Here is a 13,988-nt window from a genome sequence, read left to right on the forward strand (position 1 = left end):
AAGCGGAGGGCAAATGCAACCTTACTCGCCTTGTTCTGCGGCCGGGGCTTCCGGCGCGGCAGCAGGCTGAGACTGCTCGGTTGCTTCTTTAATGCTCAGACGGATACGGCCCTGGCGGTCAACTTCCAGAACTTTAACCGGTACTTCCTGGTTCATCTGCAGGTAATCGGTCACTTTCTCAACGCGCTTGTCAGCGATCTGAGAGATGTGAACCAGACCTTCTTTACCGCCACCGATGGCAACGAACGCGCCAAAGTCAACGATACGGGTCACTTTACCATTGTAGATGCGACCCACTTCGATTTCTGCAGTGATCTCTTCGATACGACGAATCGCGAATTTCGCTTTTTCGCCGTCGGTCGCTGCGATCTTCACGGTACCGTCATCTTCGATTTCGATGGTGGTGCCGGTCTCTTCAGTCAGAGCACGGATCACAGAACCGCCTTTACCGATCACGTCTTTGATCTTGTCCGGGCTGATCTTGATCGTGTGGATACGCGGTGCGAACTGAGAGATGTCGCCGCGCGGCGCGTTGATCGCCTGTTCCATCACGCCCAGGATGTGCAGACGCGCACCTTTAGCCTGGTTCAGAGCAACCTGCATGATCTCTTTGGTGATACCTTCAATTTTGATATCCATCTGCAGCGCAGAGATACCTTCGCGGGAACCCGCTACTTTGAAGTCCATATCGCCCAGGTGATCTTCGTCGCCCAGAATGTCAGACAGAACAACAAAGTTGTCGCCTTCTTTCACCAGGCCCATTGCGATACCCGCAACAGCGGCTTTGATTGGCACGCCTGCATCCATCAGAGCCAGGGAAGCGCCACACACGGAAGCCATGGAAGAAGAACCGTTAGATTCGGTGATTTCAGAAACCACACGAACGGTGTACGGGAATTTGTCAGCTTCCGGCATTACAGCCAGCACGCCGCGCTTCGCCAGACGACCGTGACCAATTTCACGACGCTTAGGCGAGCCAACCATACCGGTTTCGCCTACGGAGTACGGAGGGAAGTTGTAGTGGAACAGGAAGCTGTCAGTGCGCTCGCCCATCAGTTCGTCGATGTTCTGCGCGTCACGTGCGGTACCCAGAGTGGCTGTTACCAGCGCCTGAGTTTCGCCACGGGTGAACAGTGCGGAACCGTGAGTACGTGGCAGAACGCCGGTACGCACATCCAGACCACGGATCATGTCTTTTTCGCGGCCATCGATACGCGGTTCGCCAGCCAGAACGCGGCTACGTACAGCATTTTTCTCGATAGCGTGCAGGATTTCGCTCAGCTCGTTCGCGTCCAGAGATTCATCTTCAGCAACCAGCGTAGCGATGGTTTCGGATTTGATGACGTCAATCTGAGCGTAACGCTCTTGTTTATCAGTGATGCGGTATGCATCGCTCAGACGAGCTTCTGCCAGTGCAGCAACGCGCGCGTTCAGCGCTTCGTTCACGGCTTCTGGCTGCCAGTCCCAACGTGGTTTACCGGCTTCTTTCACCAGGTCGTTGATGTTCTGGATAACAATCTGCTGCTGCTCGTGGCCAAATACCACCGCGCCCAGCATCTGGTCTTCGCTCAGCAGTTCTGCTTCGGATTCAACCATCAGTACCGCAGCTTCGGTACCGGCAACAACCAGGTCCAGCTTACTTTCTTTCAGCTCATCCTGAGTCGGGTTCAGTACGTACTGGTCGTTGATGTAGCCGACGCGAGCAGAACCGATAGGACCGTTGAATGGAATACCTGACAGGGACAGTGCAGCGGATGCACCGATCATCGCTACGATGTCCGGGTTAACCTGTGGGTTAACGGAAACAACGGTCGCAATAACCTGAACTTCGTTAACGAAGCCTTCCGGGAACAGCGGACGAACCGGGCGGTCAATCAGACGCGCAATCAGGGTTTCGCCTTCGCTTGGACGGCCTTCACGACGGAAGAAGCCACCCGGGATTTTACCAGCAGCGTAAGTACGCTCCTGATAGTTAACGGTCAGCGGGAAAAAGTCCTGACCTGGTTTAGCTTTTTTCTGACCAACAACGGTCACGAATACCGCAGTGTCATCCATGCTTACCATAACGGCAGCAGTAGCCTGACGTGCCATCATGCCGGTTTCCAGAGTGACGGTATGCTGACCATACTGGAATTTACGAACGATCGGATTCAGCAAAATTCTGTCCTTTCTTAATGAATGACAGCACACCTTCGGTGTGCTGTCGATTTAACCCGACCTTCTTCGCATCCTCGCGACTAATGACAACCGACACCCCCATGGGTGAAGCCTCTCATTAGCCGCGCGAACCTCTGCAATGAAGATCATTTATAGCAACAATACAATAGTTTCCAGTGAATTGCTGCCGTCTGGTTGAAAAAAGGGGCCATTAGGCCCCTTTTTCTGAAACTCGCAAGACTTAGCGACGCAGACCCAGACGCTCGATCAGCGCGGTGTAGCGTGCAACATCTTTACGTTTCAGGTAGTCGAGCAGTTTACGACGCTGAGAAACCATACGCAGCAGACCACGACGGCTGTGGTGATCTTTTTTGTGCTCTGCAAAGTGACCCTGCAGGTGGTTAATCTGTGCAGTCAGCAGGGCTACCTGAACTTCGGTAGAACCGCTGTCGTTAGTACCACGACCGAACTCGGAAACGATTTTAGCTTTAGCTTCAACGCTTAGAGACATGATGAACTCCAAAAAATAAAGAATGAAAGGGTGCCGATCTCTAATTCAGCAACCCCAGTTTACGCCCCGCAGATTGTTAAACAATTTACCAGGCGTTAAGCGGCGATATTCTACCCGTCTCCCCTGCTTATCGCAAGGCAAGTAAATATCTTAAAGGGGATATTCAACCACCAGGCGACGCGGTGCGACGCGGCCTTCGTCGTCGATTTCACCCATTCCGATGAACTTGTTTTCTTCGCCTTCCGTCACGCGAACCAGCCCGGTATGCGGGGTATCTGTCGTGCGAACCGGATTGCCGTTTTTAAAGTATACGGATGACGTTAATGGCAAATTCACGATCGGGAAATCAGCGGCCGGGCTGTCCATTGGCATCAGCAGCGGATCGAGCAGATCGGCCGGGGAGATCCCCTGCTCTTCTGCCTGTTCGACCAGCGCACGCAGATGCTCAAGCGTCACCATGCGTTCGACCGGATATTTGCTGACAGCCAGACGACGCAAGTAGATGACATGCGCGCCACAGCCCAGCTTTTCACCCAGATCGTCAATGATGGTACGAATATAAGTCCCTTTCGAACAGTGAACTTCCAGCTCCAGCTCATCGCCTTTATGACGAATGAACAGCAGCTCATAAACCGTGATCGGGCGCGCTTCACGCGGGACTTCAATACCCTGACGGGCGTACTCGTAGAGCTTTTTGCCCTGATACTTCAGCGCCGAATACATGGACGGCACCTGTAGGGTATCGCCACGGAAGCTTTCAAGCGCTGCCTGAAGCTGTTCTTCACTGAAGATCACCGGACGCTCTTCGACAACCTGACCATCCGCATCGGAAGTATCCGTGCGCTGACCCAGTTTTGCGATCACGCGATAACGCTTATCGGAATCGAGCAGGTACTGGGAAAACTTGGTGGCTTCGCCCAGACACACCGGCAGCATGCCGGTCGCCAGCGGATCCAGCGCGCCGGTATGTCCGGCGCGGTTGGCGTTATAAAGACGCTTCACTTTTTGCAGCACGTCGTTACTGGATGCGCCCTGAGGTTTATCCAGCAGCAACACGCCGTGCACGTCGCGACCGCGACGACGAGGACGACTCATCAGTCCTCCTTGCTGTCGTCCGGGTTCACACGACGTTCATCGTCATGTTTAACCACGCTGGTCACCAGGTTGGACATGCGCATACCTTCTACCAGGGAGTTATCGTAGAAGAAGGTCAGCTCAGGCACGATACGCAGGCGCATCGCTTTGCCGAGCAGAGAGCGGATAAAACCAGAGGCTTCCTGCAGGGCTTTAATGCCGTTTTTAACAGCTGCTTCGTCTTTGTCGTTCAGGAAGGTGACGAACACTTTGGCATACGCCAGGTCACGGGACATTTCAACGCCCGAAACGGTGGTCATCATTCCCACGCGTGGGTCTTTGATTTCGCGCTGCAGGATGAGAGCGATCTCTTTCTGCATCTCCTGAGCAACGCGCTGTGGGCGACCAAATTCTTTCGCCATAATAAATTCTCCAGACAAAAAAGGGGCCATAAGCCCCTTTTGATATTTCATGCCGGATGGCGCTTCGCTTACCCGGCTTACAATTTTCTTAACCCTTTCAGGGATTAAGCGATGCTACGCTGGATTTCGATGATTTCGAACACTTCGATCATATCGCCAACGCGAACGTCGTTGTAGTTCTTAACGCCGATACCACATTCCATGCCGTTACGGACTTCGTTAACGTCATCTTTGAAGCGGCGCAGGGATTCCAGCTCGCCTTCGTAGATAACCACGTTGTCACGCAGAACGCGGATTGGGTTGTGACGCTTGATGGTACCTTCGGTAACCATACAACCCGCAATCGCACCGAATTTCGGTGATTTGAACACGTCACGAACTTCAGCCAGACCGATGATCTGCTGTTTCAGTTCCGGAGACAGCATGCCGCTCATCGCTGCTTTCACTTCGTCGATCAGATGGTAGATGACGGAGTAGTAGCGCAGATCCAGGCTTTCTGAATCGATAACTTTACGCGCAGAAGCATCAGCACGAACGTTGAAGCCAACCAGAATCGCGTTGGACGCCGCAGCCAGGGTTGCGTCGGTTTCGGTGATACCACCGACACCAGAACCGATGATCTTCACTTTCACTTCGTCGGTAGACAGTTTCAGTAAAGAGTCGGAGATCGCTTCCACAGAACCCTGAACGTCCGCTTTCAGTACGACGTTCACTTCGTGAACTTCGCCTTCGGTCATGTTAGCGAACATGTTCTCGAGTTTAGATTTCTGCTGACGAGCCAGTTTAACTTCGCGGAATTTGCCCTGACGGTACAGCGCAACTTCACGCGCTTTCTTCTCGTCACGAACAACAGTCACTTCATCACCGGCAGCCGGAACACCGGACAGACCCAGGATTTCCACAGGAATGGATGGACCTGCTTCCAGAACTTCCTGACCCAGTTCGTTACGCATCGCACGAACACGGCCGTATTCGAAGCCACACAGCACGATGTCGCCTTTGTTCAGGGTACCTTCACGGACCAGAACAGTGGCTACCGGACCACGACCTTTATCGAGGAAGGATTCGATCACTGCACCGCTTGCCATGCCTTTACGAACGGCTTTCAGCTCCAGAACTTCAGCCTGCAGCAGGATGGCGTTCAGCAGGTCATCAATACCGGTACCTGCTTTCGCAGAAACTGGGATGAACTGAGACTCACCGCCCCACTCTTCCGGCATAACACCGTACTGGGACAGTTCGTTTTTAACGCGATCCATGTCCGCTTCTGGCTTATCGATCTTGTTCACAGCAACAACCACTGGCACCTGCGCCGCTTTCGCGTGCTGGATAGCTTCGATTGTCTGTGGCATCACGCCATCGTCTGCTGCAACAACCAGAACAACGATATCCGTTGCCTGAGCACCACGAGCACGCATGGAGGTAAACGCGGCGTGACCCGGGGTATCCAGGAAGGTGATCATACCGTTGTCAGTTTCAACGTGGTATGCACCGATGTGCTGGGTAATGCCGCCCGCTTCGCCAGAGGCCACTTTCGTTGAACGAATGTAGTCCAGCAGAGAGGTTTTACCGTGGTCAACGTGACCCATGATGGTCACAACCGGTGCGCGGGATTCTGCCGCAGCGCCAGTGTCACGGTCGCTCATTACCGCTTCTTCCAGCTCGTTTTCACGACGCAGGATAACTTTGTGGCCCATCTCTTCAGCAACCAGCTGTGCGGTTTCCTGATCGATAACCTGGTTAATGGTTGCCATTGCGCCCAGTTTCATCATCGCTTTGATGACCTGAGAGCCTTTCACAGCCATTTTGTTTGCCAGGTCGCCCACGGTGATGGTTTCGCCAATCACAACGTCGCGGTTAACGGCCTGAGCAGGTTTCTGGAAGCCTTGCTGTAAAGAGGAACCTTTACGCTTGCCACCTTTACCACCACGAACAGCGGCGCGCGCTTCTTCACGGTCAGCTTTGGATTCAGAGTGCTTGTTGCCTTTCTTCTGAGGACGCGCCGCTTTAGTCGTACGAGTACGGCCACGGCCGCCTTCGACTTCACGATCGTTCTCATCTTCGGCCTGGCGAGCATGCTGAGACGTGGTGACGTGATAATCGCTCTTATCCTCTTCACCTTTCTCTTTCTCTTGCTCAGCCCAAACACCGGCATTTTCTTCCGCCATACGACGTGCTTCTTCAGCGACGCGACGCGCATCTTCTTCGAGCTTGCGACGCGCTTCTTCTTCCGCTTTACGCTTCAGATCGGCTGCTTCATTTTCACGACGGGCTTTTTCTGCCTGGGCGGTTTTGGTCATATCGTCAGTCTGTTGATTGCTCACTTTGTCTTTTTCCGCAGCTTCACGCTTTGCTTTTTCACTGGCATCGCGTTTCGCTTTTTCAGCGGCCTCACGTTCAGCTTTTAATACTGCCTCACGCTTGGCTGTTTCTTCTGCCTCACGATGGGCTTGCTCTTCCGCTTCACGCTGCGCCTGCTCTTCCGCTGCAAGGCGCTCGGCCTCTTGCGGATCACGTTTTACAAAGGTGCGTGTCTTGCGGACTTCGATTTGTACCGATTTACTTTTCCCACCGGTACCGGGAACGTTTAACGTGCTACGCGTTTTGCGCTGCAGCGTCAGTTTGTCAGGCGTAGAACCGTGTTCACGGTTCAGGTGCGCTAACAATGTTTGTTTTTCTTGCGCAGTCACTGAGTCATCAGCCGCCTTTGGGATCCCTGCATCAGCAAATTGCTGTACCAGGCGGTCCACAGGGGTTTGAATCTCAGCAGCCAGCGATTTTACAGTTACATCAGTCATGCTGTTCCTTCCTGCTACAGTTTATTACGCTTCGTCGCCGAACCAGCAAATATTACGTGCGGCCATGATGAGCTCGCCGGCTTTCTCGTCGGTTAAACCTTCGATATCAGCCAGGTCATCAACGCCTTGCTCAGCGAGATCTTCCAGCGTACAAACACCACGGGCAGCCAGCTTGAACGCAATCGCACGATCAAGACCTTCCAGATTCAGCAGGTCATCAGCCGGCTTGTTATCGCCAAGGCTTTCTTCCTGAGCCAGCGCCAGGGTGGTCAGTGCGTTTTTAGCGCGTTCACGCAGGGCTTCAACGGTTGCTTCATCCAGGCCGTCAATTTCCAGCAGTTCTTTAATTGGCACATAGGCCAGTTCTTCAAGCGAAGAGAAACCTTCTTCAACCAGGACGGTGGCGAAATCTTCGTCGATGTCCAGGTACTTCGTAAAGTTATCGATCGCTGCATGGGCTTCAGCCTGATGCTTAGCCTGCAGGTCATCAACCGTCATGACGTTCAGATCCCAGCCGCTCAGCTGAGAAGCCAGACGTACGTTCTGACCGTTACGACCGATAGCCTGTGCCAGGTTACCTGCTTCAACGGCGATATCCATGGTGTGCTTGTCTTCGTCGACAACGATAGAAGACACGTCAGCCGGAGCCATCGCGTTAATCACGAATTGTGCCGGGTTGTCGTCCCACAGAACGATATCAATGCGCTCGCCGCCCAGTTCAGTAGAGACTGCCTGGACACGTGCGCCACGCATACCGACGCAAGCACCGACCGGGTCGATACGCTTGTCGTTGGTTTTTACCGCGATCTTAGCGCGAGAACCCGGATCGCGGGCCGCTGCTTTGATCTCGATAACTTCTTCACCGATTTCTGGCACCTCAATGCGGAACAGTTCGATCAGCATTTCTGGCTTAGAGCGAGTGACGAAGAGCTGCGCACCACGTGCTTCTGGACGCACTGCGTACAGAACACCGCGGATACGGTCGCCTGGACGGAAGTTCTCGCGCGGCAACATGTCTTCACGCAGGATCACGGCTTCAGCGTTGCTGCCCAGATCCAGAGAGATGTTGTCACGGTTCACTTTCTTCACCACACCGGTGATGATTTCACCTTCGTGTTCGCGGAACTGATCAACCACCATCGCGCGCTCAGCTTCACGTACTTTCTGTACGATAACCTGCTTAGCGGTCTGGGTGGTGATACGGTCGAAGGTGACAGATTCGATCTGATCTTCAACATATTCGCCAACGTTGAAGCTTTCGTCTTCGTAACGAGCCGCTTCAAGCGTGATTTCTTTGGTTGGTTGGGTCACTTCTTCAACGATCACCCAACGGCGGAAGGTATCGAAGTCACCACTTTTACGATCGATTTCTACGCGAACATCGATCTCTTGTTCGTATTTTTTCTTGGTTGCCGTAGCCAGGGCACTTTCCAGCGCTTCGAAAATCTTCTCACGCGGCAGTGATTTCTCGTTAGAGACGGCTTCAACAACAGCCAAAATTTCTTTGTTCATCGCGGGCTTTTCACCTCAATCCAGACTGTTAAAAGTGGGGAACCAGGTTCGCCTTCTGGATATTACTCAGCGCGAACACTTCATCTTTGCCTTCGACTGTTACCGTGATCATCTCACCATCAACGGCCTTAATAATGCCCTGCCATTTACGGCGGTTCTGCACAGCCATACGCAGGACAACAGTCACTTCTTCACCGAGATACTTCGTGTAATGCTCAGCGGTGAACATTGGACGATGGAGACCAGGCGAGGAAACTTCCAGGTTGTAGGCAACAGTAATAGGATCTTCAACGTCAAGAACCGCACTGACCTGGTGGCTGACATCAGCACAATCATCAACATTGATGCCATCTTCACTATCAATATAGATGCGCAGCGTGGATGTGCGGCTGCGAATAAATTCGATGCCGACCAGTTCGTAGCCCAGTGCTTCGACTGGTGCCTTAATCATCTCTGTTAATTTTTGCTCTAATGTGGACAAGCCCACCCCCAAGACATAAAAAAAGGGCCTAAAGCCCAGTTATTCTGTAGTCAGATAACAAAAAACCCCGATAAATCGGGGCTTTAGATAACTGAACCCTATAGCCGCAACTGCGGCCTGGAGCACTTTCTGAAAGAATTTTTTCAAATCCAGCTACGAAGGCTCTGAGTCTTCACAGTATATTTGAAAAAGAACTTTATAGGAAAGTGGTTGCGGGGGCCGGATTTGAACCGACGACCTTCGGGTTATGAGCCCGACGAGCTACCAGGCTGCTCCACCCCGCGCCTGAAACGTGGCAAATTTTACTCGTTTTGGGTAAAAAATGCAAATAATGCTGGGATTTGGTACCGAGGACGGGACGTAAAATCTGCATGCATTATATTGGTTAGAGCATTCGGCTGTCAACTCTGGTTTCCATGCGCTACGCTGAATAGCGTTAAATGTTTGTGTGTGTTTGTCGAATCATCCCGCAACGGGCAGCACCAAAGGAATTTTTACAAAAAACGCACGAATCTCTTCCGGTCATCGACAAAAGATGATTAAATGAAAACTCACTTATTTTGCATAAACATGCAATAAGAGCGAAAGCGGTCTCTTATCAGTCAATCAAGCAGGGTTTTATTTTATGACGACGATTCTCAAGCATCTTCCGGTAGGACAACGTATTGGCATCGCTTTTTCTGGCGGCCTGGATACCAGCGCTGCACTGCTGTGGATGCGCCAAAAGGGAGCGGTTCCGTATGCTTATACTGCGAACCTGGGTCAGCCGGATGAGGAAGATTATGATGCGATCCCTCGCCGTGCCATGGAATATGGCGCAGAGAACGCACGTCTGATTGACTGCCGTAAGCAGCTGGTTGCGGAAGGTATCGCGGCAATTCAGTGCGGCGCATTCCATAACACCACGGGCGGTCTGACCTATTTCAACACCACACCGCTGGGCCGTGCGGTCACCGGCACCATGCTGGTCGCGGCTATGAAAGACGACGGCGTGAACATCTGGGGCGATGGCAGTACCTATAAAGGCAACGACATTGAGCGTTTCTATCGCTATGGCCTGCTGACCAACGCCGAGCTGCAGATCTACAAACCGTGGCTGGACACCGACTTTATCGACGAGCTCGGCGGCCGTCATGAAATGTCCGAGTTTATGATCGCCTGCGGCTTCGACTACAAGATGTCAGTTGAGAAAGCCTACTCCACCGACTCCAACATGCTGGGTGCGACGCACGAAGCGAAAGACCTGGAATTCCTGAACTCCAGCGTGAAGATCGTTAACCCGATCATGGGCGTGAAGTTCTGGGACGAAAACGTCAAAATCCAGGCCGAAGAGGTGACTGTACGTTTTGAGCGCGGCCATCCGGTTGCCCTGAACGGCCAGAAGTTCGCTGATGACGTCGAGCTGATGCTCGAAGCCAACCGCATCGGTGGTCGTCACGGTTTAGGCATGAGCGATCAGATTGAAAACCGTATCATCGAAGCGAAGAGCCGCGGCATCTATGAAGCGCCGGGGATGGCCCTGCTGCACATCGCCTATGAGCGTCTGCTGACCGGTATTCACAACGAAGACACCATCGAGCAGTATCACTCTCATGGCCGTCAGCTGGGTAAACTGCTGTATCAGGGTCGCTGGTTTGATCCGCAGGCGCTGATGCTGCGTGACGCGCTGCAGCGTTGGGTGGCGAGCGCCATCACCGGTGAAGTGACGCTGGAACTGCGTCGGGGTAACGACTATTCAATCCTGAACACCGTGTCTGACAACCTGACCTATAAAGCAGAGCGTCTGACCATGGAGAAAGGCGATTCGGTCTTCTCTCCGGACGATCGTATCGGTCAGTTGACCATGCGTAATCTGGATATCACCGACACCCGTGAGAAGCTGTTCAACTACATCGAAACCGGCCTGCTCTCTGCCTCTTCCGGCAATGGTCTGCCGCAGGTTGAGAATCTGGAACACAGCGATAAGAAGTAATCGTTCAGATGAAATGCAAAAGGCGCCTGATGGCGCCTTTTTTGTTGTCGGTTGCGGTGTTCGTAGGGCGGGTAAGCGCAGCGCCACCCGCCAGTTTTGCCCGGTGGCGCTGCGCTTACCGGGCCTACAAAACACGAAAAGCAAAAGATACAGACGAAAAAAAAGACGTCTTTCGACGTCTTTCTTCTGGAATATTGGTACCGAGGATGGGACTCGAACCCACAAGCCCGTTAGGGCACTACCACCTCAAGGTAGCGTGTCTACCAATTCCACCACCTCGGTACTGAATACTACTTAGTGCGGGATATCGCTGGTCGGCTTGGCCGGTTCAGCTGGCTGAGTCTGCTCAGTTTTAGACGGAGCACTCAGATTGTCCCACTCGCTTCCTTTCGTGGTCTTGTTGCTGTTGATATTGCCAAGCGCCAGACTGATGATGAAGAACAGCGTAGCCAGAATCGCCGTCGTGCGGGTCATGAAGTTCGCAGAACCACTTGAACCGAACAGCGTACCGGAAGCGCCTGCTCCGAAGGAGGCTCCCATATCAGCGCCTTTACCTTGCTGCAGCATGATCAGCGCTACAAGAGCGATGGCTACAATAAGGAAAACAACTAAAAGAGCTTCGTACATAATCAACCTGTTCCTTGCGGATTTGCCGCATACCAATGCTTCGACCAATTTAGCGGGAATTATGTTTCCCACTGAAGCGGGTGTGAATACTAACCAAAGCGAATGACCTTCGCAAGGGCAATTTCAGCGCATTGTATCAACTGCGGAAAAAAACAGCAAAAGCGCTTTTGTCGGATAAGTTTAAGGCGGCAAACGCCGCCTTTTTAAACACTTACTGCGAGAATTTATGCAGCTTTCACCGCATCAGCAATTCGGTGAGCAAACTCTGTCACCTGTTTCTCGTCTTCACCTTCCACCATCACGCGAATTAACGGCTCAGTGCCGGATTTGCGCAGCAGTACGCGGCCACGATTGCCGAGGGCAGCTTCGACTTCAGCCATCACCGTTTTCACGTTCTCATTTTCCAGCGGATCGCCTTTGCCTGCGGTAAAGCGCACGTTTACCAGAATCTGCGGGAACATTTTCATGCCGGTGCAGAGATCGTGCAGGCTCATATGGTTACGCACCATCGCCGCTACAACCTGCAGACTGGCCACGATGCCGTCACCCGTGGTGGTTTTGTCGAGCAGGATCACGTGACCGGAGTTTTCAGCCCCGATGCGCCAGCCTTTTTCCTGCAGTTTCTCCAGCACGTAGCGGTCGCCCACTTTCGCACGGACAAACGGAATACCCAGCTGTTTCAGCGCCAGCTCAAGACCCATATTGCTCATCAGCGTGCCAACCGCACCGCCGCGCAGCTGTCCCTGACGCAGCCCTTCACGAGCGATGATATACAGGATCTGATCGCCATCGACCTTGTTCCCTTCATGATCGACCATGATCACGCGATCGCCATCGCCGTCATACGCGATACCCAGATCGGCTTTTTCTGCCAGCACGCGCGCCTGCAGCGCACGCACATCTGTCGCACCCACTTCTTCGTTGATGTTGACGCCGTCCGGCTCACAGCCGATGGCAATGACTTTAGCACCCAGCTCACGGAAGACATTCGGCGCAATGTGGTAGGTGGCGCCATTGGCACAATCGACCACGATTTTCAGGTGGCTCAGGCTCAGTTCGTTCGGGAAGGTGCCTTTGCAGAATTCGATGTAACGGCCCGCGGCATCCACGATACGGCTGGCTTTACCCAGCTCTGAAGAGTCAACGCAGGTCAGCTCTTTTTCCATTTCCGCTTCGATGGCTTCTTCCACTTCGTCCGGCAGTTTGGTGCCATCGATGGAGAAGAATTTGATGCCGTTATCGTAGAACGGGTTATGGGAAGCCGAAATCACGATACCCGCTTCCGCGCGGAAAGTACGCGTGAGGTACGCGACCGCAGGCGTTGGCATCGGGCCCGTAAAGGAAGCGGAAAGCCCGGCGGCGGAAAGACCCGCTTCTAACGCGGACTCCAGCATATAGCCAGAAATACGGGTGTCTTTACCGATGATGATTTTACGCGAGCCATGACGAGCCAACACCTTACCTGCCGCCCAACCCAGTTTGAGCACAAATTCAGGAGTAATAGGTGCATCACCCACGCGCCCACGGATACCATCGGTGCCAAAATATTTACGATTACTCATAGCGTTTGTTTTCCTTCGCTGACAATGTGGCTTCAACCACACGCATAGCTTCTACAGTCTCTTTGACGTCATGGACGCGAATAATGTGAGCCCCTTGCATGGCCGCGATCACCGCGCAGGCAAGACTGCCGCTGAGACGTTCGCTCGGGCCAACATTCAGCAATTGCCCGACCATCGTTTTTCGCGACATCCCGACCAGCAACGGCAGGCCAAAATGGTGAAACTCAGATAAGCGCGCAAGCAGCTCATAGTTATGTGACAGATTTTTACCGAAACCGAATCCCGGGTCGAGCAGCAATTTCTCTTTTGCGATACCTGCACGCTCACAGCGCGCGATTTGCTCAATAAAGTAGCGATTCACGTCTGCATAGACATCAGAATACTTTGGCGCTTCCTGCATCGTCTTCGGCTGGCCCTGCATATGCATCAAGCAAACAGGCAGGCCCGTTTCAGCTGCCGCTTCCAGCGCGCCCGGTTCAGACAGCGAACGGATATCATTGATGATGTGAGCGCCCACTCGCGCCGCTTCACGAATCACTTCCGGCTTGGAGGTGTCGACAGAGATCCACACCTCAAAACGTTGGGCAATCGCCTCAACCACCGGGATTACGCGGGATAACTCTTCTTCCACACTCACATCCGCCGCACCGGGGCGCGTCGATTCGCCGCCGACATCCACAATCGTTGCGCCTGCATTGATCATCAGATTGGCATGTTTCACCGCATCAATCAGCGTGTTATGCGAGCCACCGTCGGAGAAGGAGTCAGGGGTGACGTTCAGGATACCCATCACATGAGGATGTGAGAGATCGAGAGTCGTGTCCTGGGCGAAAAGTTTCATGGCTAAATCCCTGGTATTTTGAGTTATGCAG

Annotated in this window: 11 protein-coding genes and 2 tRNA genes; 1 reads left to right on the top strand and 12 read right to left on the bottom strand. The window is 53.2% G+C overall.

From position 1 onward, the window contains the following. Positions 1–21 precede the first annotated feature (21 nt). The 8 genes from pnp to AC3WS9_RS19365 form a co-directional block, all read right to left on the bottom strand. Positions 22–2,157, bottom strand: a complete 2,136-nt coding sequence (pnp, locus tag AC3WS9_RS19330; protein ID WP_095283551.1) for a polyribonucleotide nucleotidyltransferase — start codon at positions 2,155–2,157, stop codon at positions 22–24. A gap of 241 nt (positions 2,158–2,398) precedes the next feature. Next, positions 2,399–2,668: a 30S ribosomal protein S15 gene (gene rpsO, locus AC3WS9_RS19335; protein ID WP_003861789.1), complete on the bottom strand. Its 270-nt coding sequence runs from the start codon at positions 2,666–2,668 to the stop codon at positions 2,399–2,401. Positions 2,669–2,818: 150 nt separating this feature from the next. Continuing rightward, a complete protein-coding gene (gene truB, locus AC3WS9_RS19340) occupies positions 2,819–3,763 on the bottom strand; it encodes a tRNA pseudouridine(55) synthase TruB (RefSeq protein ID WP_492489938.1) in 945 nt (314 codons plus the stop codon). Further along, a complete protein-coding gene (gene rbfA / locus AC3WS9_RS19345; RefSeq protein WP_100778756.1) occupies positions 3,763–4,164 on the bottom strand; it encodes a 30S ribosome-binding factor RbfA in 402 nt (133 codons plus the stop codon). Before rbfA ends, truB begins: the two co-directional genes overlap by 1 nt. Before the next feature lie 104 nt (positions 4,165–4,268). Then, the gene (gene infB, locus AC3WS9_RS19350) at positions 4,269–6,962 is read right to left on the bottom strand and encodes a translation initiation factor IF-2 (RefSeq protein ID WP_282491806.1); all 2,694 of its coding nucleotides are present in this window, start codon (positions 6,960–6,962) and stop codon (positions 4,269–4,271) included. 24 nt (positions 6,963–6,986) lie between these two features. Beyond that, positions 6,987–8,474: a transcription termination factor NusA gene (gene nusA, locus AC3WS9_RS19355; RefSeq protein WP_100778754.1), complete on the bottom strand. Its 1,488-nt coding sequence runs from the start codon at positions 8,472–8,474 to the stop codon at positions 6,987–6,989. 28 nt (positions 8,475–8,502) lie between these two features. Beyond that, positions 8,503–8,955 (bottom strand): ribosome maturation factor RimP, encoded by a 453-nt coding sequence (gene rimP, locus AC3WS9_RS19360; RefSeq protein ID WP_282491807.1) that lies wholly within the window; start codon positions 8,953–8,955, stop codon positions 8,503–8,505. 207 nt (positions 8,956–9,162) lie between these two features. Continuing rightward, positions 9,163–9,239 (bottom strand) — tRNA-Met (locus tag AC3WS9_RS19365). 341 nt (positions 9,240–9,580) lie between these two features. Here AC3WS9_RS19365 and argG point away from each other — a divergent pair. Further along, complete coding sequence (gene argG / locus AC3WS9_RS19370; protein WP_282491808.1) at positions 9,581–10,927, top strand: argininosuccinate synthase; 1,347 nt, start codon at positions 9,581–9,583, stop codon at positions 10,925–10,927. A gap of 195 nt (positions 10,928–11,122) precedes the next feature. On the opposite strand, the gene AC3WS9_RS19375 is transcribed toward argG, so the two are convergent. The 4 genes from AC3WS9_RS19375 to folP form a co-directional block, all read right to left on the bottom strand. Continuing rightward, positions 11,123–11,209: transfer RNA gene (locus AC3WS9_RS19375), tRNA-Leu, on the bottom strand. A 12-nt stretch (positions 11,210–11,221) separates the two neighbouring features. Further along, positions 11,222–11,554, bottom strand: coding sequence for a preprotein translocase subunit SecG (gene secG / locus AC3WS9_RS19380; protein WP_100778751.1), 333 nt, complete (start codon positions 11,552–11,554; stop codon positions 11,222–11,224). A gap of 224 nt (positions 11,555–11,778) precedes the next feature. After that, positions 11,779–13,116, bottom strand: a complete 1,338-nt coding sequence (glmM, locus tag AC3WS9_RS19385) for a phosphoglucosamine mutase (RefSeq protein ID WP_285145817.1) — start codon at positions 13,114–13,116, stop codon at positions 11,779–11,781. Further along, positions 13,109–13,957, bottom strand: coding sequence for a dihydropteroate synthase (gene folP / locus AC3WS9_RS19390; RefSeq protein ID WP_285157421.1), 849 nt, complete (start codon positions 13,955–13,957; stop codon positions 13,109–13,111). Before folP ends, glmM begins: the two co-directional genes overlap by 8 nt. Positions 13,958–13,988 lie beyond the last annotated feature (31 nt).

Source organism: Lelliottia sp. EB106-05-01-XG201, assembly GCF_058791735.1.

Coding starts and splice junctions, on each gene's coding strand:
- rpsO (WP_003861789.1), bottom strand. CDS start 2,668: ATGTCTCTAAGCGTTGAAGCTAAAGCTAAAATCGTTTCCGAGTTCGGT.
- truB (WP_492489938.1), bottom strand. CDS start 3,763: ATGAGTCGTCCTCGTCGTCGCGGTCGCGACGTGCACGGCGTGTTGCTG.
- rbfA (WP_100778756.1), bottom strand. CDS start 4,164: ATGGCGAAAGAATTTGGTCGCCCACAGCGCGTTGCTCAGGAGATGCAG.
- infB (WP_282491806.1), bottom strand. CDS start 6,962: ATGACTGATGTAACTGTAAAATCGCTGGCTGCTGAGATTCAAACCCCT.
- nusA (WP_100778754.1), bottom strand. CDS start 8,474: ATGAACAAAGAAATTTTGGCTGTTGTTGAAGCCGTCTCTAACGAGAAA.
- argG (WP_282491808.1), top strand. CDS start 9,581: ATGACGACGATTCTCAAGCATCTTCCGGTAGGACAACGTATTGGCATC.
- secG (WP_100778751.1), bottom strand. CDS start 11,554: ATGTACGAAGCTCTTTTAGTTGTTTTCCTTATTGTAGCCATCGCTCTT.
- glmM (WP_285145817.1), bottom strand. CDS start 13,116: ATGAGTAATCGTAAATATTTTGGCACCGATGGTATCCGTGGGCGCGTG.
- folP (WP_285157421.1), bottom strand. CDS start 13,957: ATGAAACTTTTCGCCCAGGACACGACTCTCGATCTCTCACATCCTCAT.